Here is a 23,509-nt window from a genome sequence, read left to right on the forward strand (position 1 = left end):
GGAGCGGGAGGGAGTGGAAGCTCCGGGGATGGGCGCGCGGCCGAATGGGAGGCAGACCTTGCTCGACACCTCACCCGAGCGGAAGTCGTTGGCGATTCATGGAATCGACTTGTCCTACGAAGTCCGCGGGCACGGAGAGCCCCTGCTGCTGCTCCATGGCTTCACGGGGGCGGGCTCCGACTGGCGGTATGTCTTCGACCTGGACGCGCTCGCGCGGGAGTTCCAACTCATCATCCCCGACCTGCGCGGCCACGGCGGATCGACCAACCCCTCCGGGACCCTGACGATGCGGCAGTGCGCCCTCGACGTCCTGGCGCTGCTCGACCAGCTTGGCATCGAGCAGCCGCTGGCCATCGGGTTGAGCTTTGGGGGCAACACGCTCCTGCATCTGGCCACGCTGCGCCCCCAACGTGTGAGGCGGATGGTCATCGTCGCGGCCACGCCGTACTACCCCACCCAGGCGCGAAAGCTGATGGCGGCGATGACCGAGGAGACCCGCTCCCCAGCCGAGTGGGCGGAGATGCGGGGCCGCCACGTCCACGGTGATGAGCAGATTCGCGCCCTGTGGCGGATCGGGCGTGGCTTCGCCGACAGCTACGACGACATGAATTTCACGGGCCCGCTGCTGTCGACCATCGTGGCGCCCACCCTCGTGGTGAACGGGGACCATGATCCGCTGTACCCGCCCGAGCTGTCGCTCGAACTGTTCCGGTCCATCCCCGACGCGCGGCTCTGGATCGTCCCCAACGCGGGGCACGGCCCCATCTTCGGGGAGCACCGCGAGCCGTTCGTGCGCACGGCGCTGGCATTCCTGCACGAGGGCACCCGCCCACCCGCCGCTGGCGGTCCGTGACCGCGAGGAAACCCGCCAGCGGATGGGTACCGCGCGCTCTACGGAGTGACCTTGTAGCGCAGGTCGATCTGGAAGCTGCCGCGCTGGTTGAAGGGGTTGTTGGCGGCCAACGGACCCGTCCAGCCGCAGTTGCCGCCGCCCGTCACGTTCACCACCTGGTTGCCGCTGGAATACTGGACCGTGCCGTTCGGCAGATAGCCCTTCGTGACGAATTGATCCGGAGCCACCTCGAACGGGGTGCCGGTCAGGTCGATGTTGGCCCCGCCCGGAGCCCAGTTGCAAGACATGCCCGTCCCGTAGGTCATCGAGGTGACTGGACGGCCGTGCCAGAGATTACCCGATGACGTGGAGAACCTCTGGTCGGAGGTGTCCACCCTCAGGGTGAAGGGATCGATCCAGATCCGGGTGTAGAGGGTGACCACGGTGGAGCCAGGCGAGGAGCCGCCAGCGATGTACTGCGCGAAGTTGAAGCCGGAACCCGTCTTGTTCAGCGTCAGGTATTCGGCCGGCCGGCCGGCCATGTCATGGCAGTACGCCGTCCAGGGCTTGCTGGAGTCCTGCCCGATGTACAGCACGTACTCCCCATCCGGAGCCGACGGATTGCTCACCTTGATTTCCGAGCATGTGTCCGGCGCGGCGGACGCCGCGCCACTGCCCAGCACGGTGAGCCCCAGGACAAGCCCACCCAGACACGACGGAAGACCACGGATCGCACCCATGTATTCCTGGAGGATGCTGCTCGGCGCTACGCCCCGTCGCGAACCCGCTCCGCGTGCCGCCTCGCCTTGAGCAGGTTCACGAACTCGTCGCTCACCGTATGGTCACGCGTCTCGGCGGCGTGCTCCACCAGGTGGTCCTGCAATTCCTTCGCGTTTCCTGGCTCCAGCAACTCCGTCAGCAGGAAGTAGACGCCTCGGAAGCGCGGATCCTCCATGTGCTCGATGATGCGCGGGTTGTCCGGTCCCAGGAATGTCTGGGCGATGAAGAAGCATTGGATCTTGTCGTGGCGGAAGTGCCACTCGCGCCCCTGCATTCCCTCCGCGCCCCTCCACTCCCGGCGCACCACCATCTTGAAGGCCTCCATCCGCAGCAGCTCCTTGCCGAACTTCTCCTCCGAGATGGCCGACCGGTCCTCCTTCCTCATCTGGTACGCCTCCTCGGAGAGCGCCTCCAGGGGGAACTCGGCCAGGTTCACCGCCTGGTAGTCCCTCGCCATCAGCTCGTACTGCTGCCGCCGCAGGTGGAACAGATCTGGCGAGTGCCCCTCGGACAGCATCCTCGCCACCACCGTGAGATCCATCGGGTTGGAGAGCACCTCCAGCATCGCCTGGCGCAGCTCCCCGGGTTGCTCGGGGGACAGTGCCCGCTTCAAGAAGTGCTCGCAGGCCTCGCGGTAGGAGGCCTCGCCTCGCGGTCTCGCCCGCGCTCCCAGCAGGGGCGCGCGGCCGAGGAGGAACTCGGAGAGCCGCTCCTCGGAGAGCGGTTGGAGCTCGTACAGGCGCGCCGTGACCGGTGGAGTCCACTCCATCCGCTGGGTCGCCAGCAGGATGTCACCGTGGAACTTGGGCTCGACGAACTGGACGATGCGCGCCCGGGTGTCCGCCGCCACCTCGTTGAGCCCGTCGATGTAGATGTCCAGCGCCCCGCTGTAGATGATGCTCTGCAGGAACGTGGTGTCCCGCGCATGCCCTTCCAGCTTCGCCTGGATGGCCTCGAGGACCCCCTCCTTGCACCGCTGTGCCGTCAGGTACACCGACAGGTGTTTCGAGGTGCGCAGCAGGTACTTGATGAACATCGACTTGCCGAGCCCCGACGCCCCCTCCAGCACCACCTGACCCCGCAGGCTCGGGAGTGCCTTCAACAGGAGCTCCCGCTGGCCCGTGGAGGCGATGAGGACCTCGGAGCGGTCGAAGTAGGCCTCTACCTGGAAGTGCTCCAGGTCGGCATCCGCGAGCAGCAGATCATGGAAGGGCGCCAGCAGGCGGCGCCGCAGGAAGGGCACCCACGTGAGCAACAGGCCCACGTACCCGAAGCCCAGGATCCTTCGCACCCAGGGGTTCCAGAAGAAGATCGCCTGCACCTGGGGCGAGCGGGGATAGAAGAAGATGAGCAGCATCCAGAAGCCCGCATGCCCCGCCCAGCTCCAGGCGAACTTCTTCAGCCATCGCCCACGCTCCAGCGTCCTGAGCTCGGCCTGGAGCTCATCGGCCTGCTTCAGCTGAGCGCTCCTCAGTTGCTCCTCGAGCTGCGCTATCAGTGCACGACCCTCCACCGTCCACTTGCCCCGGTTGAGGTACACCACCTGGGCGATCTGTCGTGCCAGCTCCTCCCCCAGGTCCGGATACTGACTGGTGGCGGGCCAGAGCTCGTGGAAGGCTCGCAGGGTCTCGTACGCCTCCTCGGGGCTTAGCTCCTGGGGCGTCTGCCGCCCGTCGCCCCCGAGCCAGCGCAGGGCGCGCTCCACCTGGGGATCGCCTCCTCCCGCCATATAGGCCTGGACCAGGCCCAGGGGGAGGGTGGTCGAATCCTTCTCGGCCAACACCACGAGGGCGGCGATGTGCTCCATGGGGAGTGGGGCCATGGCGACGAGCGCGTCACTGGCCCGCATCCGGGTCTCCCCGTCATTGCTCTCCAACAGGGGGATGAGATGTGGGGCCTCCTTCCTGGCGGCGCTTCCGATGTGCCCCAGGGCCAGTGCCGCTGCCCCAGCGACCCCCGGCTCCCGAGCATTCAGCAGCATGCCGAGCTGGCGGACGTACGCCGTGGCATTCTCTCCCATCCTTCCCAGGGTCTGTGCCGCCGCCCCGTGGACCCCCGGGTCCGGATCCTTGATGAGCTCGAAGAGTCGCGGGAGGTATGGCCTGGCGGCCTCTCTCATGTTCTCCAGGGCCAGTGCCGCCGCCGCGCGGATCCGGGGGTCCGGATCCCTCAGCAGCTCGCCGATGCGGGGAGCTTGCGCCCTGGAGAATTCCGCCATGTTGGCCAGGGCCCGCGCCGCCTCGTCAGGGACCAGTGCGTCCGGATCCTTCAGCAGCCCCACGAGGCGGGGGACGTATGCCCTGGCGGCCTCTCCCATGTTTCCCAGGGCCAGTGCCGATTCCCGACGAACACCCGGGTCCGGGTCTTTCAACAGCTCGCCGAGGCGGGGAACGTACGCCCTGGCGGCCTCTCCCATGTTTCCCAGGGCCAGTGCCGATGTCCGACGGACCTCGGGGTCCGGGTCTTTCAGCAGCTCGCCGAGGCGGGGAACGTACGCCCTGGCGGCCTCTCCCATGCTTCCGAGGGCCAGTGCCGCGGGCCCCCGAGCCCCGGGGTCCTCGAGCAACTCCGCGAGGCGGGGGAGGTACGCCCTGGCGACCTCTCCCATGTTCCCCAGGGCCCGCGCTGCCTTCCATTGAACCCCCGGGTCATCGAGCATCTCCACGAGGCGGGGGAGGTATGCCCTGGCGGCTTCTCCCATGCTCCCCAGAGCCCGTGCCGCCACGTCACTGACGTTCGTGCCGAGGGCATGGTCCTTCAGCGTGAACGGGTTCTCGAGCCACTCGATGAGGAAGGGGATTTCATCCGGGGAGGCCAGACCGAGGGTTGCTCGGGCGAGAATGGCGGCCTTCCAGAGTGTCCCTCTTCTGGTTTCCAGGGCCTCCTTCAGGCGTGGCTGCTGGAGGAAGGACTCGAGCCGCTTCTGGAGGTCGGGATGGGTGGGGAGGCTCGGGTCCACCAGCATCACCAGGGCCGTGGCCACCACCTCGTCGTCGGGATCATCCAGGGCCGCGAGCAGTCCCTGGATGACCTCGGGTGATTCCCCGTGCTCGGAGGTGGCGGGAGCCGCCCGCGCGATCCCACCGAGTGCCACGCAGGCGGCGAGCAACAGCGGCAGTACGTCTCGTCCGCGCATGTGGCCTCCGCTCTTTCCATTCAAGAGATGGATGCCCGCGAGTCGCTTTGTCAGCTGAAGGCAGGTGCATGCAGGGGAGACGGCGTCAGGCTGTCTCCCCGCTGGCCCTCATGCTCGGCGGCTCAGCGCACCTGCCGGTATTGCTCCAGCGAGAGCGGCTTCACCAGCTTGCGGCCCACGCGCAGCCAGAGCGCGCCCGCGTCGTCCGTGGCACCGGCGATGCTCCCGCCCGGCACCTGATAACGGAACACCTCGCCCTTCTCCGCCGCGTCCGTGGCGATGATCTCCACGGGGTAGGGGATGGGCTGCGACTCCGTGGCCACCCCGCTGGTGAAGAGGTAGAAGGACTGGTCCAGCCCCGGCAGCACCTGCCGCGCCACCAGCGCGCCGGTGGGGGAGAGGGACTGCTTGTCCTTGTTCACCAACTGCCCGTTCGCCGTGTCCAGGAACCAGGTCCGGTTCGTGGCGATGACCGCCAGCCGCGTGCCACTGGCATAGGGCACCAGGGCCACCACCTGTCCCGTCAGATCCGAGGAGATCCACTTGCGGTTGGTCGGCGGATCGCACCGCCCCGCATCACCGTAGATGCCGGTGATGGCGCAGGCGCGCACGTACGCGGCGCTCGTGCCCTGCGTGGCCATGTAGAGCCGCGTGCCCGTGGAGTCGAGCGCGACCGCCGGCGCCGGGGCGTTGAAGGGCGTCTGGGTGTCGATGAGGGAGAAGTTGCTGGTCCACCGTCCATCCTCTTTGGACAGCACCCCCACCATGATCTGCGCCTCGCCGCCGATGACGCCGCTCTGGACCGGGACGGCGATGGTGCCGTCCCCCCGGTCCACCGGATCTCCGATGAGGAAGCCCGGGATGTCCCTGGTCGAGTCCGGGGAGCCGCCCTCCAGCTGCCACAGCTTCGTGCCCGCGGGGTTGTAGCGGGCCAGGGTCTTCGGGGTGCCGCCCTCGCCCTCGTCCCAGGCCAGGGCATCTCCATTCGGCAGCACCGTGAGCCGATCCACCTTCACGCGGACCGCGGTGCCCAACGTGAACTGCGAGCTGACGGAGAAGAACCCCGTGTTGGGCGTCCACACCCAGCGCCAGCCCGTGCCGGCGGGCTTCCGGTCGGTGATGTTCGTGTCACGGGCGCACGGGATGATCATCTCCACGCGCTGCGTGTTGTCCGGGTTGCTCCTCGGCACCTTGTAGAGTCCCGAGCGTCCGTTGCCCTCCTGGGCGCAACCGATGAACGCCACGTTGCTCTGGGACTCCTTGCCCTCGGCGATGAAGACGTCCGGCACCACCTGGTCGGTGGATGAAGTGGGCTCCACCACTTCCGCCACCGGCAGGAACGTGGCCGGCTGCGCCTGGGAGATGTTGCTGCGTCCGTCGGCGCAGGTGACGCGCGCGGTGATCGACAGGTTCGCCGCGATGCCGCGCGAGTAGCGGATCTCACTCATCCCCAGCACCACGGGGGTGGGATTGCCGGCGTAGGCCACCTGCTTGATCAGCTCGTTGTTGTCGAGCAGGTCCACACGCTGCACCTGGTCGCAACCGGACGTGGAGACGGAGAGCTTGAGGCTCGTCCCCACGGTGCTCGGCTCGTCCACGATGACGCTGACCTGGGGCGGGTCCGGCGTGGTGACGGGCGGGGGGTTGTTACAGGCCAGCGAGAGGAGGGGCAGCAGCAGCGCCGGGCGCACGAGCACCCGGCTCGGAGAGCGGTTGGACATGGTGGAGCCCAGTCTATCAGGGCTCCACGATGACGATCTCCACGCGCCGGTTCAGCTCGCGGCCCTTGGGCGTGAGGTTGGGGGCGATGGGGCGGCTGTCACCAAAGCCCTCGGATTCGATCCGCGAGACATCCAGCCCCGCCGTGACCAGGTAGTCCGCCACCGCGCGCGCCCGGTCCTTCGACAGGGTGAGGTTGGTCTCCTTGTTGCCCTGGCTGTCGGTGTGGGCCTCGACGCGGATGCGCTTGATGCCGGTGCGCACCACCAGGTCCATCACCTGCGCGAGCATCGGGTAGCTGTCCGGGAGCAGCGTGGCCTTGCCCTCCGCGAAGCGGACCGGCTGGAGCAGCTCCAGCTTGTCGTTCTCGCGCTTCACCAGCCACTGCTTCGGCTCGGGCTCCAGGTCGAAGGCCAGGTCCAGCGCGGCGCCATCGGCGACCCGCACGTTGCGCGTCTGGGCCAGGAAGCCGGGGGCGGTGACCTCCACCCGGTAGAGGCCCGCGGGCAGTTGCAGCGCGTGGGACGCCGCGTTGCCCTCGGAGAAGGCCACCTGCCGGGGCTCGGGGCCGCCCAGGAAGGCCAGCGTGGCCGACACCGGCTTGCGCTTGGAGGTGATGGCGAGCTTGAGCGTCGCCGGCTTCACCTCCGCCACGAGCGCCAGCTCCACGGTGGCCGTCTCGCCCGCCTTCAGCACCACTTCCTTCTCCAGCGGGAGGTAGCCCTCCTTGCGCACGGCGAGCTTCACCGGGCCAGCCGGCAGCGAGTACGTGAGGAAGCGGCCATCGCGCGGATCCGAGGCCACCGGCGGCAGCGTCGAGTCCACCATGGCCACGAGGACGCCGGGCAGCGGCTGGCGCGTCTTGGCGTCCAGCACCACGCCGGACACCTGGGCCGTCTGGGCGACCGAGGCGGTCTGGGGGCGCGTCACCGGCGTCACCGTCGGCGTGCTCTCCGCCCGGCCCATCCCCTGGGGAGCGGCGCCCGACTGCACCAGCGGATCCACGTTGAGCGAGGCTCCGAGCACCAGGTTGAAGGGCACGACGGGCGTCACGCCCCGGCCCACCTGGCGCGTGAGACCGAACTCGGCCGCCGCGGTGAAGGTGAAGTTCGGCAGGGCCGTCACCCTGGCGCCCAACCCGAGCGTCTGCGGCGCCACCCGGCCCACGGGCACGAGCGTCCCGTCCGGCGCGACGAGCTGGCCGCCCTCCACGCCGAGCGGGGACGCCAGTCCGTACTCGAGGAAGGGGGTGACCATGGGCAGCGGCGCCTCCACCCCGAGCCCGGCCGTGAAGCGCGGGTAGCGGTTGATGCCCAGCGCGTACTCCTCGGCGGCGTTGAGCCGGTCGGCGTCCACCAGCGAGCCCGTGCCATCCACCAGCAGGCCCAGGTTGGCATGGACGCGCAGGGCCACGGGCAGGGGCAGTACCCCGCTCGTGTCATAGGTGGCGATCGCCCGGGGCGAGAAGCCGAAGGCGACCTTGTCCTGGCTGCCCACGCCGGAGAACGACATGACGCGCAGGTCTCCGCCCGCCCAGAGCCCTGGAATCCACTGCTTCGTGCCTCTGACGCCGAGCGTCACGTCGCCGAGCGCCTGGATGAGGGTGGGGGAGGAGCGCGTGTTGTTGTTGGCCGAGGCCGTGTAGGCCAGCGACACCTCGAGGAAGTCCAGCGGCACGTACGAGAGGCCGAAGGTGCCCCCGGTGCGGGAGTTCTTCGCATCCCGCACGGGGAAGTCGGCGCTGGGGGAGAGCTCCCCGGAGAGCGACAGGCGCAGCAGCCCGGGGCGCCCGAGGTCCGCGCCCGCCACGCGCAGCAGTCCCACCCCGCCGGTGGGGGTGGCCGAGCGGCGGACATTCCCCGGGGCGCTCAAGGCGTTGCCGACGGTCGCGGGGGTGTGGAACAGGTCCCCGGAGCCAACCGGTTGGGTCGTCCGTTGGGCGGCCGGGGAGGCGAGGGCCCTGGTCTCCGAGGGCAGGGCGGCCGGGGGCGCGGAAGGGGGCGTCGTGGACGCGGGGGGGTCCTCCGCACGGGCCGTGCCGGTCCCCAGGAGGGCCGTCAGCAGCAGGGGGTTCAGAGGGAAGGAGGACAACGAGGGTCGCGGAAGTCGCACGGCCGCCGAGTATACGCGGGGGGGACCTCCTCACAATTCTTGCTCGGACACGTCGAGTCCGACACGCTGGCCCCCTGGCAGCTTCGGCGGCATGATTCGGACCCGCGCATGAAGGTTGACGCTTTCTTGAAATATTTCCGGTCTCTCCACACGGCCACGCAAGGCCTGGCACGCGAGGGCTTCGTTGAGAGCTGAACTCGCGGGGTCACGTGGCCGTGTCCTGGTGATTGGTGCCAAGGCGGCGAACGACGCCGTGCTCGCGCACCTGTCCGACAGCGGCTTCCAGTGGGCCATCACGGAGGACATGGGCGAGCTGTCCAAGCTGGCCGAGTCGCTCCAGCCCGATGCCATCCTCGTGGCGACCACGGGCAAGCGGGCCGCCGAGGCGCTCGCCGCCGTCCGTCAGGATGCACGGCTGCGGGATGTGCGGGTGCTGGCGGATCTCACCCGCTCACGCTCGGAGGTGCTGCGCAAGCTGCCCGTGGATGACTGGGTGCGCAACCTCCAGGAGCTCGTGCCCCGGTTGGAGTCGGTGCTGCGCGAGCGCAAGCTCATGGAGCGCACCCGCAACCGCACCGAGCGGCTGCTGGAGATCACCCAGGCCGCCACCAGCTCGCTGGAGCTGGAGCAGATCCTCCGCCTGGCGGTGGAGAAGGTGGGCTCCGTCATCAACGCGGACCGCTGCTCCGTGGTGCTGGTGGAGGACATCAACGCCCGCACCGCCAGCGTGGTGGCCACGCTCGAGGATCCCGGCCTGTCGCTGGACGTGGACCTCGCCCGCTACCCCGAGCTGCGCCGCGCCCTGGAGACCCGGCAGCCGGTGCTGGTGGACGAGCCCGAGCGGGATCCCCTCATGGAGGAGGTGCGTCCCGCCCTCAAGTCCCTGGGCGTGCGCTGCATCCTCGTGCAGCCGCTGGTGTGCCAGGACGAGCTGCTCGGGGCGCTCTTCCTGCGCATCTCCCGGGGTTCGGAGAGCTTCGGCCGGGACGAGCAGGAGTTCGCCCAGGCGGTGGCGGCGGCGCTCGCCAACTGCATCCGCAACGCCCGCCTGCACACCGCGCTCAAGAAGAAGCGCGACGAGCTCGAGCTGGCCTACGTGGAGCGCTACCGCGAGCTGAGCGAGGCCAACCGCCGCCTCAAGGACCTCAACCGGCTCAAGGACGAGATCATCGCCGTGTGCAGTCACGACCTGCGCGCCCCGTTGCAGGTGCTGCTGGGTCACGGCCGGCTGCTGCTCGAGGGCGGGTTGGATCCGCAGCAGAAGCAGTCCGCCGAGGCGATGATCCGCCAGGGCCGGAAGATCCTCGGCCTGGTGGAGTCGCTGCTGGAGCGCGGCAAGGGCGATGTGGCGCGCCTGTCCATCGAGCCGCGGGTGCTGGACATCTCCGTGCTCTGCAAGGAGAGCGTCACCGAGCTGGAGATCCTCGCCGCCGAGCGCGGGGTGGCCCTGAGGGCCGAGACCACCGAGAGCCTGATGCTCATCGGCGACGAGCTGAAGCTGCACGAGGTGCTCCAGAACCTCATCACCAACGCCATCCACCACGCGCAGGACGCGGGCGAGGTGGTGGTGAAGGCCTCGAGGCTGTTGCGCCCGGACGGCGACGTGGCGCGCATCGTGGTGCAGGACGACGGCAAGGGCATTCCCGCCGAGGAGCTGCCGCTCGTCTTCGATCGCTACCGCAGCGGGGCCAAGGGCGGTGGTGGCACGGGCCTGGGGCTCGCCATCTGCAAGGAGTTCGTGGAGCTGCACGGCGGGGAGATCTGGGCCGAGGCCCCGTCCGAGGGCGGCGCCGCGTTCATCTTCACCCTGCCGCTGGCGCAGGAGGTGAGCCGCGCGGTGCGCAACCTCCCCAACAAGGAGACGGCCGAGCAGCCGCGCGTGCTGGTGGTGGAGGACGAGCCGGAGATCGCCGCGGTGCTGGTGGAGGTGCTGCGCTCGCGCTACCGCGTGGACGTGGCGCGCGACGGCGCCGAGGGCCTGGCCCGGGCACGTACCTCCAAGCCAGACCTGGTGGTGATGGACGTCTTCCTGCCCAAGCTGGACGGCCTGGACGCCGCGGTGGCGCTCAAGTCCTCCTCGGACACCGCCAGCATCCCCGTCATCCTCCTGTCCGCCCACCAGGGCGTGGCCGACAAGGTCCGCGCGCTCAACCTCGGCGCGGTGGACTACATGAGCAAGCCCTTCAACGCCATGGAGCTGCTGGGCCGCACCGAGCGCGCCCTCAAGCTGCGCAAGGCCGAGTCGGAGCTGGAGCGCGCCTCCTCGCTCATGCGGCGCAGCGGGAACGATCCCATCACCGGCCTCTATGACCGGCGCGGCCTCATGCTGCGGTTGGATCACGAGGTGAGCCGCGGGCGGCGCTACAGCCGGCCGGTGAGCCTCGCCGTGCTCCGCCCGGATCGCTACGTGCTCGACGACGCGCTGCGCGGCGTGCCGGACGTGATGCGCGCCCGCCTGCGCACCCAGGACATCCTCGGCCACCTGGGCGAGGGTGTGCTCGCCGTCGTCCTGCCCGAGTGCAATGTTGAAGCAGGACGCAACGTCATCGGCCGGTTGCTGCCGGATGTCGAGAAGCACACAGGGGTGGAGTACCGCTCGGCGGTGGCGGACGTGAGCCATGACAGCGAGCCGGCGGAGCGCATCCTGGAGCGCCTGGGGGCGCCCGCCCCCGTGCCGAAGCTGTAGGCCCGGGTTAGACTCGGGGCGTGCGCCCGAGTCGAACCCTCACCCGAGTCGTGCCCCTCCTGGCCCTCGTCGGGCTGGGTGCGGTCGCGGCCCCCGCCTCGCGCCGGCCTCCGGTGGACCGGTCGGCCATGAGCGAGGCCATCACCGCGGCGGCCAATGATGTTGGCATCGCCTCGCCCGCCAGCTACGCGCACTACCTGCGGGCGCAGTTGTCGAGCCTCGCGGGGGACCACCGCAGCGCGGTGGACGAGCTGCGCCTGGCGCTGGCCACCGACGAGAACGAGCCGCTCCTGCTCACGCGGCTCGGCGAGGAGTACGCGCGCCTGGGAGACCTCACCCGGGCCGAGCGCGAGCTGCGGCGCGCGGTGGAGCGGCACCCCAGGTACTACGCCGGCCGGCTGCTGCTGGGGCGCGTATTGATGGAGGCCGGCAAGCCCGCGCGGGCCCGGACGCACCTGCGCCGCGCCATCCAGCTCCAGCCCCGCGAGCCCGAGGCCTACCTCGTCCTCGCGCAGCTCCACCTGGATGCCCGGGCGAACGAGCAGGCCGTGAAGGTGGTGGAGGAGCTGGCGGTGGCGCTGCCGGGCGAGTCCATCGGCTACCGGCGCCTGGGACTCGCCCTGGCCGAGCGCGGCGATAGCGCCCGGGCCAGCGTGTTGCTCGCCAAGGCCATCGAGCGTGACCCGGGGGACGTGGAGTCGCTGACCACGCTCGCGCAGCTCCAGGAGAAGGCCGGCCGCGTCTCCGAGGCGGAGGAGTCGCTGGCCCGGGCGCTGGAGCGCGATCCGGACAGCCAGTCGGTGCTGATGGGCGCGGGCCGGCTCGCGTTGCTGCAGGGCGCGACGGTGCGGGCGCGGGCGTACTTCGACCGGCTGCTGTCGCTCTCCGATGATCCGGAGCTGGCCGTGCGGGTGGCCCAGTCCTTCCTGTCCGCTCGGGACATGCCCTCCGCCCTGGCGGTGCTGGACGGCGCCCGGAAGGGGAGGGAACCCTCCCCCCGCGTCTCCTTCTACGCGGGCCTGGTGCACGAGCGGCTTCATCACTTCGACGTGGCCGCCAAGGCCTATGCCGAGGTGCCCGTCTCCTCCGAGTTCTTCTCCGATGCCCGTGTCCGCCGCGCCGTCTGCCTCTCCCAGGGGGGCGACCACGAGACCGCGCTCGCCCTGCTGCGCGAGGCGCTCGCCGAGCGTCCCGACGACACGGACCTCTGGGTACAGCAGGCCCGCGCCCTGGAACGCGGCGGCATGCCCGAGCGCGCCGTGGCCGTGTTGAAGGAAGCCCTCGGGCGCAAGCAGGAGCCGGACCTCCACGAGGCGCTCGCCTCCACCCTGCGGCGCCTGGGTCGCGCCTCCGAGGCCCTCACCCTGCTGCGCGAGGCCATCGAGCAGCACCCTCGTGAGCCGGCCCTGCGCTACACCCTGGCCAACGTGCTGCTGGCGCTGGGGGACGAGGAGGGGGCCCTCACCTGGATGCGCGGCGTGCTCCAGGTGGACCCGAACAACGCCGCGGCCATGAACTTCATCGGCTACGTGCTGGCCCAGCGCGGACGGGACTACTCCGAGGCGGAGCGGCTGGTGCGGCGCGCCCTGGAGCTGCGCCCGGATACCGGCTCCTTCCTCGACTCGCTGGGGTGGATCCACTACCAGCGCGGTGACTACCCTCGCGCCGTGGAGGCGCTGGAGCGCGCGGCGGAGCTGGAGCCCGACGAGCCCGTCATCCTCGAGCACCTGGGCGACGCCTACCACCGCGTGTCACGCGCCGGTGAGGCCGCCAGCGCCTGGCGGCGCGCCCTGGACGTCCTCGCCCTGAATCCGGAGGCCGCCGAGCCGCCCGAGCAACGGGCCCTCATCGAGCGCAAGCTGAAGTTGCTATCCACCGGTGCGGCGGATCGCTAATGTCCTCGGCAGAGACCATGGCGCGACTCGACGAGGGCTTCTTCACTGGGAAGGACGGGCTGCGGCTCTTCTGGATGTCCGAGCAGCCGGAGCAACCCCGTGCCCATGTGGCGGTGGTGCACGGCTACGGGGACCACATCGGCCGCTATCGCACCACCTTCGACGCCCTCACGGCCCAGGGGTATGCCGTCCACGGCTTCGACTATCGCGGTCATGGCCGCGCCGACGGGCGCCGGGGCTACTGCGACGCCTGGCCGGACTACCTGGACGACCTCGCCGCCTTCTGGGAGCGGGCGCGCCGCGCGGCCGGGGGACGGAAGCTCTTCGTGCTCGCGCACAGCCATGGCGCGCTCATGACGGTCCACCTGCTGGGGCGTGGCGGGCTTCAAGGCGTGAGCGGCGTTGTGCTGTCCGCGCCTTATTTCAAGCTCGCCATCACTCCACCGGCGCTCAAATTGGTGGCCGCCCGGGCGGTGGGCAGGGTCCTGCCATGGATGCCTCTCAAGACCGAGCTCACACCGAAGGATCTCAGCCGGGACGAGGCGGTGCAGGAGGCGGCACGTCAGGACCCCCTCTACAATCAGATCGTGACACCGCGCTGGTTCATCGAGGCCACCGAGGCCCAGTCCCGGGTGATGGCGCTCGCTCCGGAGATGAAGGTGCCGCTCTTCCAGCTCTGCGGGGCGGAGGACGGGGTGGCGAGTGTGGAGACCGGGCGCCTCTTCTTCGACGCCGTGGGCTCGAAGGACAAGGTGTACAAGGTGTATCCGGGGATGCGCCACGAGCCGCTCAACGAGCTCGGCAAGGAGGAGGTCCAGCGCGACATCTGCAACTGGATCTCTTCGCATCTCTGACGTAGGTTCCAATTCCTTACAGCGCAAACTTCGATGGGCGAGGACGCCTCCGAGGGTCACCGCATGGCACAGGGCGAGCAGACGGGCATCATCGGCAAGGGCATCGTCATCCGGGGGAATCTCACGGGTGGCGGCGATCTCATCATCGAGGGGCGGGTGGAGGGGCAGATCTCCCTGAAGAACCACCTGACCATCGAGGGTACCGGCAAGGTCCAGGCGGACATCCGTGCCGAGGAGCTGACCATCAACGGCGAGGCGAGCGGCAACATCGACGCGTCGGGCCGGGTAGCCATCAATGCCTCGGCGAAGGTCGCCGGAGACATCAAGGCTCCGCGCGTGGTCATCGAGGACGGGGCGGTCTTCAACGGGTCCATCGAGATGGACGTGAAGCTGCCGGACGACATCTAAACGGGCCTTGGGGCCAGCAGAACCCTCCGGGAGGGGTGGACAACACTCATGGCGAATACGGTCATTGGTTCGAGCATTGTCATCGACGGTGAGATCTCCGGCGACGAGGATCTGGTCATCCAGGGGACGGTGAAGGGGAAGATCTCCTTGAAGGAGAGCCTCTACGTCGAGGGCAGCGGCGTCGTCGAGGCGGACATCGAGACGCAGAACGTCGAGATCGCCGGCCGCGTCACGGGCAACATCGCGGCCACCGACAAGGTGGAGCTGAAGACGGACTGCCGCGTGGTGGGTGACATCAAGGCCCCGCGCATCCTCATCGCCGACGGCGCCTCCTTCAAGGGCAACGTCGACATGGACATCCCGAAGGAGCGTTGATCCTTGGCCACCGCGAAGGAACTGGCCCCAGGGGCCTCCGTCAACAACACCGTGGTGGGTCAGTCCATCCTCATCAGCGGCAAGCTGACGGGTGACGAGGATCTGACCGTGCGCGGCCGCGTGGAGGGTGAGCTCACGCTGAGCCGCACCCTCATCGTGGAGCCCACGGGCGTGGTGAAGGCGAACGTGGCGGTGAGGAATGCCATCGTCAGCGGCGTGGTGGTGGGCAACATCAACGCCACCGAGAGCGTGGAGCTCACCCGCGAGGGCCGCATGGTGGGCGACATCCACGCCCCGCGCGTCATCATCGTCGATGGTGCGAGCTTCCGCGGTCGCGTGGACATGGGCGAGGTGGAGCCGGGCCGCGTGCCCGCGGATCGTCCGGCGCTGCCGCGTCCGACCACCGTGCGTCCCGCCGTGCGCCCGGGCACCAACGTGCCCGCCCGTCCGGCGCTGCCCGGTGCGCGTCCCACGACGCCCGCCGCCGCTGCTCCGGCCCGTCCGGCCGCCGCGGCGCCCGCCGCTCGTCCGACGCCGCCGCCCGCTCCGGGGGCCACCGCGGCTGCTCGTCCGGCACCGCCCGCGCCGCCCGCCTCCAGGGCCGCCGAGCCGCCTGCCCGGCCCGAGCCTCCACGGCCGCCGGCCGCCGCGCCAGTCCCGCCGACCGTGGCGGAGGCGGCCAGGAAGAAGGTCGTCGTGAAGAAGAAGGGCCGTTAAAGCGTTGGGGTGGTTCCGTCGCGCCGCCGCACCGCCGTCGCGGCGCTACGACGGGCCGATCCAGGGGTGCCGATGAACGCCATGAGCGCCGAGAACAGAATCGACGAGGTGGACGCGAAGCCGAGCACCCCGGCGGAGGAGTCGCCCGGGGCGACCTCTCCCGAGTCGGCCGCGTCCGAGTCCGCCGCCTCTCCTTCCGAGCAGGAGGGGGCGGCGCAGGCTTCCGCGGGTGAGGGGACGTCCGGAGCAGAGCCACCCTCCGGGACTCCCGCCGAGGTCGTGGAGGCCGTCGCGCCACGCCGCCGCGGGCACGTGGCTCCCGCCCACATCCCGCTGGAGCGGATCGACGAGGACACCACCTTCCAGATCCGCCCCGTGGGGGACCTGTCCGCGCTGGCCACCGACCTGGCCCGGCTGGGGCAGCTCTTCCCCGTGGACGTGCGCTTCAAGCCGCCCGATCGCTTCCAGGTCATCTCCGGCTTCCGCCGGGTGGCGGCGCTGCGCTTCCTCAAGAGGGATCGCGTGCTGGCCCGCCTGCACACGGATCTGTCGGACGAGGACGCGCTGCTGATGGCGCTCGCCTCGGCCATCCATGCCTCGCCGGTGAGCCGGGAGGAGCTGGAGGCCAAGCGGACGCAGCTCGAGGCCGAGGGGCGGCTGACGCCCATCGCCCGGGACATGTTCGAGAAGGCGCTGGCCGACGACGAGTCGCTGGCGCCAGAGACGGTGGAAGAGGAGGTCGACGCGGACGAGCTGGCCGCGGAGGCCACCCAGCGGCTGGTGGATCTCAACCAGGATCTGGCGCTGCTGGCGGACGTGTTCGCCGACCTCGACGAGACGCGGAAGCAGGAGCTGCTCACGCAGCTGCGCTACTCCTCGGATCTCGTGGCCTGGCTGGAGAGTTTGTGAATGGTGGACACGCTCGCGCGTGACAGGGCCCGCCTGCTGGAGCTGCTCACCGAGCGCTCCTTCGAGCGGCGCAAGGTCGTTCTCTCGTCCGGCAAGGAGTCGGACTTCTACATCGACTGCAAGCGCACGGCGCTGCTGGCCGAGGGGCACTTCCTCATCGGCCGGCTGCTGCTGGACGCCGTGCGCCGGGAGGCCTCGGAGGCCGTGGCGGTGGGAGGGCTCACGCTGGGGGCGGACCCGCTCGCCTCGGCCGTCAGCCTCTCCAGCTACCTGGCGTGCACGCCGGTGCATGCCTTCATCGTCCGCAAGGAGCCCAAGGGGCACGGGACGGGCCAGTGGATCGAGGGCATGAAGGCCCTGTCTCCCGGTGCGCCGGTGGCCATCCTGGAGGACGTGGTGACCACGGGAGCGTCCACGCTCAAGGCGATCGAGCGAGCGCAGCTGGAAGGACTGAGGGTGCTCGGGGCGTTCGCGCTGGTGGACCGACTGGAGGGTGGTCGCGAGGCGGTCGAGGCCGCCGGACACCGGCTCTTCACCCTGTACACCCGCAAGGACTTCATTCCATGAAGATGCAGTTGCGGCTCGGGGCGTTGCTGTTGGCGCTCACGGGCTGTGTCTCCACGCCTCCCACGCTGGGAGACCCCGCTCCCGCGCTCAAGGACGAGCGGGAGGAGCTCGCCTACCAGCAGGTGCTGGAGCGGTACACGGCTCGCGATGAGCTCTACAGCGGCTTCGACACCGTGCTCTTCGCCGCGGCCACCCTGCAGACGGAGAGCTTCCGCCAGGCCCGCCTCCAGCGCACGGGCACCTTCAAGGCGCTGCCGCAGGAGCGCGTGCGGGAGCTGCTCACGCAGGAGATGGCGGAGGCGGTGAAGACGCACGAGTTCTTCCTCGGCGTCCACGTCTACAACTACCGCTACGAGGACTTCGATCGGCCCTCGTCCATCTGGAACGTGGTGCTGGTGACGCCGGAGGGTGAGGTGCGGCCCGTCAGCGTGGAGCGCCTGGGACGGGCGGACCAGGAGATGCGGGCCTTCTACCCGTACCTGGGCACCTTCTGGGTGGGCTACCGCCTGCGCTTCCCCACCACGTTCCCCGACGGCAAGCCCGTCATCCTCCCGAACACCGAGCGCGTGGTGCTGCGCATGGCCTCCGCGCTCGGCAAGGTGGAGATGCGGGTGCACGCGCACTGACGCGCACCCGGTGCGTCAGGTCTGATCCGGCCGCAGCAGCTGCTTGTCCGGAGCGAGCGGCTGCCCGGCCTTCTGGAGCACATCCAGAAGCGCGGCTGGCGAGGCCTCGCAGGCGAAGGGCTGGGCGCGCGTCTCGGGGATGAAGCCTTCGTCCACCGCGCGCCTCATCAGCGCCAGCAGCGGCCCGTAGAAGTCCGCCACGTTCAGCAGGCCGATGGGCTTGTGGTGGATGCCGAGCTGGGCCCAGGTGGTGATTTCGAAGAGCTCCTCGAAGGTGCCCACGCCGCCGGGCATGGCGATGAAGGCATCCGCGCGCGAGGCCATCATCGCCTTGCGCGCGTGCATGGAGTCCACCATGTGCAGCTCGGTGAGGCCCCGGTGGGCGATCTCCCTGTCCCCCAGCACGTGGGGCAGCACGCCCACCACCTTGCCGCCTCCGGCGAGCACCGCGTCCGCCATGGCGCCCATCAACCCCACGCTGGTGCCTCCGTAGACGAGGGTGAACCCCCGCCGGGCGAGCTCCGCGCCCAGGGCCCTGGCCCCCTCGAGGTAGTCAGGACGGGCTCCCATGCGCGAGCCACAGAAGACGCAGACCGATTGGATGCTCATCTAAGGTACTCCCCTGAAACGTTCCGGATTGGCGGCGATGTAGACCACCGCCACGGTGATGGCGAGGAGCAACGGCGCGGCGCGGACGAAGACCCGGGAGCCCATGCGCAGGGCGAGGCCCATGGGCAGGCCGAAGAGGAAGCCTCCGAGGTGCGCGGCCCAGCTCACTCCCGGCAGGAGGCTGATGACCAGCACCTGGGCCAGCCAGAACATGAGGCTGCGGCGGAACTCGCGCGTGGCGATGAGGAGCATGGCGCCGCCCCAGCCGAGGATCATCCCCGAGGCCCCCACGGTGGGCACGTTGAAGTTGAAGAGCAGGGCGAAGGCGGACGCGCCCAGCGCGGTGGCCAGGGAGATGACCAGGAACCGCCCGCTGCCGATGCCCCGCTCCAGGGGCATGCCCAGCGAGTACACCACCGACATGTTGAAGCCCAGGTGGAGCAGGCCACCGTGCACGAAGACGCAGGAGAGCGTGCGCCAGAACTGGCCCATCTGGACGAACGGCCCGTAGAGGGCGGCCCACTGGAAGACGGGGCCCCTTGCTCCGACGAGGAGCGCGCCCTTCTCCGGGCTCAGCAAGGCATCCAGCAGGTACAGGGCCACCGAGCCCACGAGGACGGCCGTGCATACGGGAGGCCACGGCTGGCGCACGGGCGGGGTGGGGGACTCGGTGGGCCGCTCGGGACCGGGAGCTCCCGCGGGCTCCCACGTGTCACGTGGCTCGTCGTTGGGGGCGCTCATCCGGTGGTCAGATCTCACGGCGGACGACGGTGTCGCGCTTCCAGTGGTGGTCGTCCGTGTTGGGGTAGTCCAGCGTGAAGTGCAGGCCGCGGCTCTCCTTGCGCCGGCTGGCGCAGTCCACGATGAGGGTGGCCACCTCGCAGATGTTGCGCAACTCGATCACGTCGCGCGTCACCTTGAAGCGCCAGTAGTAGTCGCGGATCTCCTCGCGCAGCAGCTCCAACCGGCGGCGCGCCCGCATCAGCCGCTTGTCCGTGCGGACGATGCCCACGTAGTTCCACATCAACCGGCGGATCTCATCCCAGTTGTGGGTGACGACCACGCTCTCGTCCGAGGCCACCGCGCTGCCCTCGTCCCAGGCGGGTGGCTCGTCATGGTGCTTGCCGTTCGCACGCGCCTCCTCGGCACACACCGCGGCGGCCCGGTGGCCGAAGACGAGCCCCTCCAGCAGCGAGTTGGAGGCGAGCCGGTTGGCCCCGTGCAGGCCGGTGTGGGACACCTCGCCGATGGCGTAGAGGCCCGGCACGCTGGTGCGCCCGTACAGGTCCGTCACCACGCCGCCGCACATGTAGTGGGCCGCGGGCACCACGGGGATGGGCTGCACGGCCATGTCGATGTTGAAGGCCTTGCACGTGGCGTAGATGTTGGGGAAGCGCTCCATGAGGAAGGCGCGTCCCAGGTGCGTCATGTCCAGGTGGACGCAGTCATCACCGGTGCGCTTGAGCTCGGCGTCGATGGCGCGCGCCACCACGTCGCGCGGGGCCAGCTCGGCCAGCCGGTGGTAGCGGTCCATGAACTGCTGGCCGTTGCGCAGCCGCAGCTTGCCGCCCTCGCCGCGCAGGGCCTCGCTGATGAGGAAGCTCTTGGCCTCCGGGTGGTACAGGCAGGTGGGGTGGAACTGGTAGAACTCCATGTTCGCCACCTCCGCGCCCGCCCGGTACGCCATGGCCACGCCGTCGCCCGTCGCCACGTCCGGGTTGGAGGTGTAGAGGTACACCTTGCCCGCTCCGCCGGTGGCCAGCACCGTCACCTTCCCCAGGAAGCGATCGATGCTCCCCGAGGGCATGAGCGCGTACACCCCCAGGCACCGCCCGGGCGCACCCGGCACCGGCCGCCGATCGAGGATGAGGTCGATCGCCGAGGTGTTGGGGAAGAAGGTGATGTTGGGCTGCTCGTCGCAGGCCTCCAGCAGGGCGCGCTGCACCTCGCGCCCCGTGATGTCGCCGGAGTGGATGATGCGCCGCTCGGAGTGGCCGCCCTCGCGGGTGAGATCGAACTCGCCGGTGGTGCGGCGGTTGAAGTCCGCGCCCAGCTGCACCAGCTCGCGGATGCGGTCGGGGCCCTCGCGCACCGTCACCTCCACCGCGTCCAGGTGGTTGAGGCCGGCGCCGGCCTCCAGGGTGTCCTGGATGTGCGACTCGAACGTGTCGGTGGGGGACAGCACGCTGGCGATGCCGCCCTGGGCGTAGGCGGTGTTGCTCTCGTACCGCTCCCGCTTGGTGAGGACGGCCACCGTGCCGTGCCTGGCCGCCTGCAGGGCGAACGAGAGGCCCGCCACACCACCACCCAAAACGAGGAAGTCGAACCGATGGGCCATGTGTCAGAGCCTTAATGGCTGTAAGTGCCGGAAACAAGGCGATTTCTTGAGGACTTTCGGGCGGGGATCTAAGGTTGAGGGGCCGATATGCGAGCCATTCCCGTCCTGCTGCTGACCGTGCTGCTGCTTGCCCCCCTGGGCGCCCATGCGTCCGAGGGCATCTACAGGTACGTGGAGAAGGATGGAACGATCGTCTACACGAACGTGCCACCCCCCGGCTCGAAGAAGGCGAACAAGCTCAAGGGCACCTTCTCCGAGGCGCCCGCGCCCACCGCCCCCGTGAGGGGCCGGGCGCGCACCCCGGAGGAGCTCGAGCCGCACATCGTCCAGGCCGCCACGCGCTACCGCATCCCCACCGCCCTGGTGCGGGCCATCATGCACGCGGAGAGCAACTTCAACGTCAACGCGCTCTCGCCCAAGGGGGCCAGCGGCCTGATGCAGCTGATGCCCGGGACGGCCTCGGAGATGTACGTGAAGGACATCTTCGACAGCCGGGACAACATCGAGGGTGGGGTGCGCTACCTGCGGGTGCTGGCCAACATCTACAACGGGGACATGGTGAAGATGGTGGCCGCGTACAACGCGGGCCCGGATGCCGTGCGCAAGTACGGTGGAAAGGTGCCGCCGTACCCGGAGACGCAGGCCTACGTGCGCAAGGTGCTCCAGCTCTACTTCCATTACAAAGAGCGCGAAGGGCTCACGAAGAACGAGCCTCGCGGGACGGATCCGGATGGCGACGACGCGCGTGACGGGGCGGGGGCAGAAGAGCCCCGTTGACGAGGAGTTCCTGAAGCAGCTCTACCAGGGTGGAGAGCTGCTGGCGCAGGGCAGGGTCACCGAGGCCCGGCAGTTGCTGGAGCGGGCCCATCAGCTCCAACCGAGGAACGAGAAGGGCCGCAACCTGCTCGGGCTGGCCTACTTCAAGCTGGGCCTGTTCGACAGGGCCGCCGAGCTCTACGAGGCGCTGGTGCGCGACAACCCGGTGGACGCCACGCTGCGCGTCAACCTGGGGTTGGTGTACCTGAAGACCAACGCCCTGCAGCGCGCCATGCGCGAGTTCGAGGCCGCGACGGACCTGCAGCCGGACCACAAGAAGGCGCACAACTACCTGGGCCTGGCGCTGGCGCAGGCCGGGGAGTACGGGCGCGCCCGGGAGCACTTCGTCAAGGCCGGCAGCGACGTGATGGTGGAGAAGATGGCCAGGGCCATCGCGGGGGAGAAGTTCGCCCGGCCGTCGAGGCTCTCGCTGACCGCGGTTCCAGCGGTCGCGCCCACCGCCGCCGCGCGTCCGGCCGCCGTTCCCGCCGAGGGGGAGTGGGGCGCCCAGTTCGGTCTGGACGAGTCCAATTCCGCCGTGACGCCGCCCCCGGCGGACCCGGAGAACACGGAGGAGATGCGCTTCGCCGATGACGAGGGGCCGGGTGCCCTCGCGGCGAGCCAGGGCGCGTCCGGCGAGGTCGAGGCGGAGACGGAAGCGGCCTTCGCGGAGACGTCCGCGGCGGTGGAGACGAGCGAGCCGCTGCCGCAGACGCTGGAGGGGGCCACCCCCGAGCTGCCGTCGAAGGTGAGCTTCCGGCCGGGCGCGGACGTGCCGGTGCTGGCGGAGCTGGCTCCGGCGGTGGCGCTGGCGGGGGCGAGCCCGTCCAGCCCCTTCCGGGTGGGCAATGGCAGCTTCTCCGCGCGCGTGGACGGCGAGCTGCTCACGCGGCTGGAGGGGCTGGTGGCCTTCAGCGGGCAGCTCGGGTTCCAGCCGGAGATGAAGCGCTTCCGGGGCCTTCCCACGGAGGAGACCTTCGGCGAGGGAGCGGGACAGCTGGTGCGCGTCAGCGGCTCGGGCGTGCTCTTCATCGAGCCGGCGCGGGAGTGCTCCTTCCTGGCGGTGGACGTGGGCGACGAGGGCGCCTATCTGCGCGAGGAGTGCGTCTTCGCCTTCGAGGAGCCGGTGGCCTTCGAGAATGGCAAGGTGCCCTCGGACGTGGCGCCGGACCTGGGCCTGGTGCACCTGCGCGGGCAGGGGCGGGTGCTGCTGAGCCTCGCCGGGACGCTGCGCTCGGTGCCCATCGCCGAGGAGGCGCCGGTGACGGTCCCCCTGTCGCACCTGGTGGGCTGGCGGGGCGGGGTGACTCCCCGGGTGGTGCCGCTGCCGGCGCCTGGGAGCGAGTCGCCTCGGAGCGCCGTGGAACTGAGCGGTGAAGGATTTGCCCTCATCGCCCTCCCAGTCCGATAGAAGGCGGCACCATGGATCGAGCTGAGCAGCGGGCCTTGCGGAAGCGGCAGAAGAAGGAGGAGCGGGCGCGGCGTCGGGCGGCGCGCGAGCCCAGCGTGCTCGTCCAGGAGTTCTGGAACCTGCCCAACATGCTGACGTTGGGGCGCATCTTCCTCATCCCTGTCTTCGTGTGGCTCACCTACGACGCGGATCCGTACTCCTCGCTGCTGGCGGCGGCGGTGTTCGCGGTGGCCGCCATCACGGACGTGGTGGACGGGTACCTGGCGCGCCAGTGGAACCTCATCACCGTGGTGGGCAAGTTCATGGACCCGCTGGCCGACAAGCTCATCGTCATGGCCGCCCTGGTGATGATGGTGCGGCTGGGACGCATCGCGGCCTGGGTGGTCATCGTGCTGCTGGCGCGCGAGCTCATCGTCAGCGGCCTGCGCACCATCGCGGCGAGCGAGGGGATGGTCATCGCCGCCGGGCAGGAGGGCAAGTGGAAGACGTCCCTCCAGCTCGTGGGCATCATTTCGCTCTGCGTGCACTACGAGCACCTGATCGACGTGGGCTTCTACGCGGCGCCCGTGGACTTCAACAAGGTGGGCCAGCTGTTGGTCTATCTGTCGGGGGCGTTCTCGGTGTGGAGCGCCGTGGTGTACTTCCGCGCCTTCCTCGCCATGCTGGCCAGACGGGGGAGCGGAGCCGACGCACAGAAGGCTTGACGCACCTGGGAGCGG

At 69.9% G+C, this 23,509-nt stretch carries 20 protein-coding genes; 13 read left to right on the plus strand and 7 right to left on the minus strand.

Features of this window, described 5'->3' with window-relative positions; genetic code table 11:
- The first annotated feature begins 109 nt into the window (after positions 1 to 109).
- Positions 110 to 853: an alpha/beta fold hydrolase gene (locus JRI60_RS20680; RefSeq protein WP_239470634.1), complete on the plus strand. Its 744-nt coding sequence runs from the start codon at positions 110 to 112 to the stop codon at positions 851 to 853.
- A 38-nt stretch (positions 854 to 891) separates the two neighbouring features.
- Here the strand turns inward: JRI60_RS20680 and JRI60_RS20685 are convergent, their stop codons facing one another.
- From JRI60_RS20685 to JRI60_RS20700, 4 genes are all read right to left on the minus strand, one after another.
- Positions 892 to 1,572 carry a GON domain-containing protein gene (locus JRI60_RS20685; RefSeq protein WP_204227572.1) on the minus strand — a complete coding sequence of 227 codons (681 nt, stop codon included), beginning with the start codon at positions 1,570 to 1,572 and terminating at the stop codon, positions 892 to 894.
- A gap of 26 nt (positions 1,573 to 1,598) precedes the next feature.
- Positions 1,599 to 4,748, minus strand: a complete 3,150-nt coding sequence (locus tag JRI60_RS20690; protein WP_204227573.1) for a HEAT repeat domain-containing protein — start codon at positions 4,746 to 4,748, stop codon at positions 1,599 to 1,601.
- 122 nt (positions 4,749 to 4,870) lie between these two features.
- Positions 4,871 to 6,469 carry a hypothetical protein gene (locus JRI60_RS20695; RefSeq protein WP_204227574.1) on the minus strand — a complete coding sequence of 533 codons (1,599 nt, stop codon included), beginning with the start codon at positions 6,467 to 6,469 and terminating at the stop codon, positions 4,871 to 4,873.
- A gap of 16 nt (positions 6,470 to 6,485) precedes the next feature.
- Complete coding sequence (locus tag JRI60_RS20700) at positions 6,486 to 8,579, minus strand: OmpA family protein (protein WP_204227575.1); 2,094 nt, start codon at positions 8,577 to 8,579, stop codon at positions 6,486 to 6,488.
- A 184-nt stretch (positions 8,580 to 8,763) separates the two neighbouring features.
- On the opposite strand from JRI60_RS20700, the gene JRI60_RS20705 reads away from it, so the two are divergent.
- The 9 genes from JRI60_RS20705 (at position 8,764) to JRI60_RS20745 (ending at position 17,616) form a co-directional block, all read left to right on the plus strand.
- A complete protein-coding gene (locus JRI60_RS20705; protein WP_204227576.1) occupies positions 8,764 to 11,265 on the plus strand; it encodes an ATP-binding protein in 2,502 nt (833 codons plus the stop codon).
- 20 nt (positions 11,266 to 11,285) lie between these two features.
- A complete protein-coding gene (locus JRI60_RS20710) occupies positions 11,286 to 13,160 on the plus strand; it encodes a tetratricopeptide repeat protein (protein ID WP_204227577.1) in 1,875 nt (624 codons plus the stop codon).
- 17 nt (positions 13,161 to 13,177) lie between these two features.
- Entirely contained in the window at positions 13,178 to 14,014 is an 837-nt protein-coding gene (locus JRI60_RS20715) for an alpha/beta hydrolase (RefSeq protein WP_204227578.1), read from the plus strand.
- A 63-nt stretch (positions 14,015 to 14,077) separates the two neighbouring features.
- Positions 14,078 to 14,422 (plus strand): bactofilin BacN, encoded by a 345-nt coding sequence (gene bacN / locus JRI60_RS20720; RefSeq protein ID WP_108076791.1) that lies wholly within the window; start codon positions 14,078 to 14,080, stop codon positions 14,420 to 14,422.
- A 48-nt stretch (positions 14,423 to 14,470) separates the two neighbouring features.
- Positions 14,471 to 14,797 carry a bactofilin family protein gene (locus JRI60_RS20725; RefSeq protein ID WP_204227579.1) on the plus strand — a complete coding sequence of 109 codons (327 nt, stop codon included), beginning with the start codon at positions 14,471 to 14,473 and terminating at the stop codon, positions 14,795 to 14,797.
- A 3-nt stretch (positions 14,798 to 14,800) separates the two neighbouring features.
- A complete protein-coding gene (locus JRI60_RS20730; protein WP_204227580.1) occupies positions 14,801 to 15,514 on the plus strand; it encodes a bactofilin family protein in 714 nt (237 codons plus the stop codon).
- 81 nt (positions 15,515 to 15,595) lie between these two features.
- Entirely contained in the window at positions 15,596 to 16,423 is an 828-nt protein-coding gene (locus JRI60_RS20735; protein ID WP_204227581.1) for a ParB N-terminal domain-containing protein, read from the plus strand.
- Positions 16,424 to 16,990, plus strand: a complete 567-nt coding sequence (pyrE, locus tag JRI60_RS20740; protein ID WP_204227582.1) for an orotate phosphoribosyltransferase — start codon at positions 16,424 to 16,426, stop codon at positions 16,988 to 16,990.
- Complete coding sequence (locus tag JRI60_RS20745) at positions 16,987 to 17,616, plus strand: hypothetical protein (RefSeq protein WP_204227583.1); 630 nt, start codon at positions 16,987 to 16,989, stop codon at positions 17,614 to 17,616. The genes pyrE and JRI60_RS20745 overlap by 4 nt, the downstream gene beginning before the upstream one ends.
- 15 nt (positions 17,617 to 17,631) lie before the next feature.
- Here JRI60_RS20745 and JRI60_RS20750 read toward each other — a convergent pair whose 3' ends face one another.
- Genes JRI60_RS20750 through nadB form a run of 3 tightly spaced genes read right to left on the minus strand, consistent with a single transcriptional unit; the run spans position 17,632 to position 20,563 of the window.
- On the minus strand, positions 17,632 to 18,225 hold the full coding sequence (locus JRI60_RS20750) for a TIGR00730 family Rossman fold protein (RefSeq protein WP_204227584.1): 594 nt from the start codon (positions 18,223 to 18,225) through the stop codon (positions 17,632 to 17,634).
- Entirely contained in the window at positions 18,226 to 18,966 is a 741-nt protein-coding gene (locus tag JRI60_RS20755; RefSeq protein ID WP_204227585.1) for a rhomboid family intramembrane serine protease, read from the minus strand.
- Positions 18,967 to 18,973: 7 nt separating this feature from the next.
- On the minus strand, positions 18,974 to 20,563 hold the full coding sequence (nadB, locus tag JRI60_RS20760) for an L-aspartate oxidase (protein WP_204227586.1): 1,590 nt from the start codon (positions 20,561 to 20,563) through the stop codon (positions 18,974 to 18,976).
- An 87-nt stretch (positions 20,564 to 20,650) separates the two neighbouring features.
- Here nadB and JRI60_RS20765 point away from each other — a divergent pair, with 87 nt between their 5' ends.
- From JRI60_RS20765 to pgsA, 3 genes are read left to right on the plus strand one after another with little or no spacing between them, the layout of a single operon-like run.
- The gene (locus JRI60_RS20765) at positions 20,651 to 21,340 is read left to right on the plus strand and encodes a lytic transglycosylase domain-containing protein (RefSeq protein WP_204227587.1); all 690 of its coding nucleotides are present in this window, start codon (positions 20,651 to 20,653) and stop codon (positions 21,338 to 21,340) included.
- Positions 21,294 to 22,790 (plus strand): tetratricopeptide repeat protein, encoded by a 1,497-nt coding sequence (locus JRI60_RS20770; protein WP_204227588.1) that lies wholly within the window; start codon positions 21,294 to 21,296, stop codon positions 22,788 to 22,790. The genes JRI60_RS20765 and JRI60_RS20770 overlap by 47 nt, the downstream gene beginning before the upstream one ends.
- An 11-nt stretch (positions 22,791 to 22,801) precedes the next feature.
- Positions 22,802 to 23,494: a CDP-diacylglycerol--glycerol-3-phosphate 3-phosphatidyltransferase gene (gene pgsA / locus JRI60_RS20775; RefSeq protein ID WP_204227589.1), complete on the plus strand. Its 693-nt coding sequence runs from the start codon at positions 22,802 to 22,804 to the stop codon at positions 23,492 to 23,494.
- Positions 23,495 to 23,509: the final 15 nt, after the last annotated feature.

It is taken from the genome of Archangium violaceum, from assembly GCF_016887565.1.
Lineage (GTDB): Bacteria > Myxococcota > Myxococcia > Myxococcales > Myxococcaceae > Archangium > Archangium violaceum_B.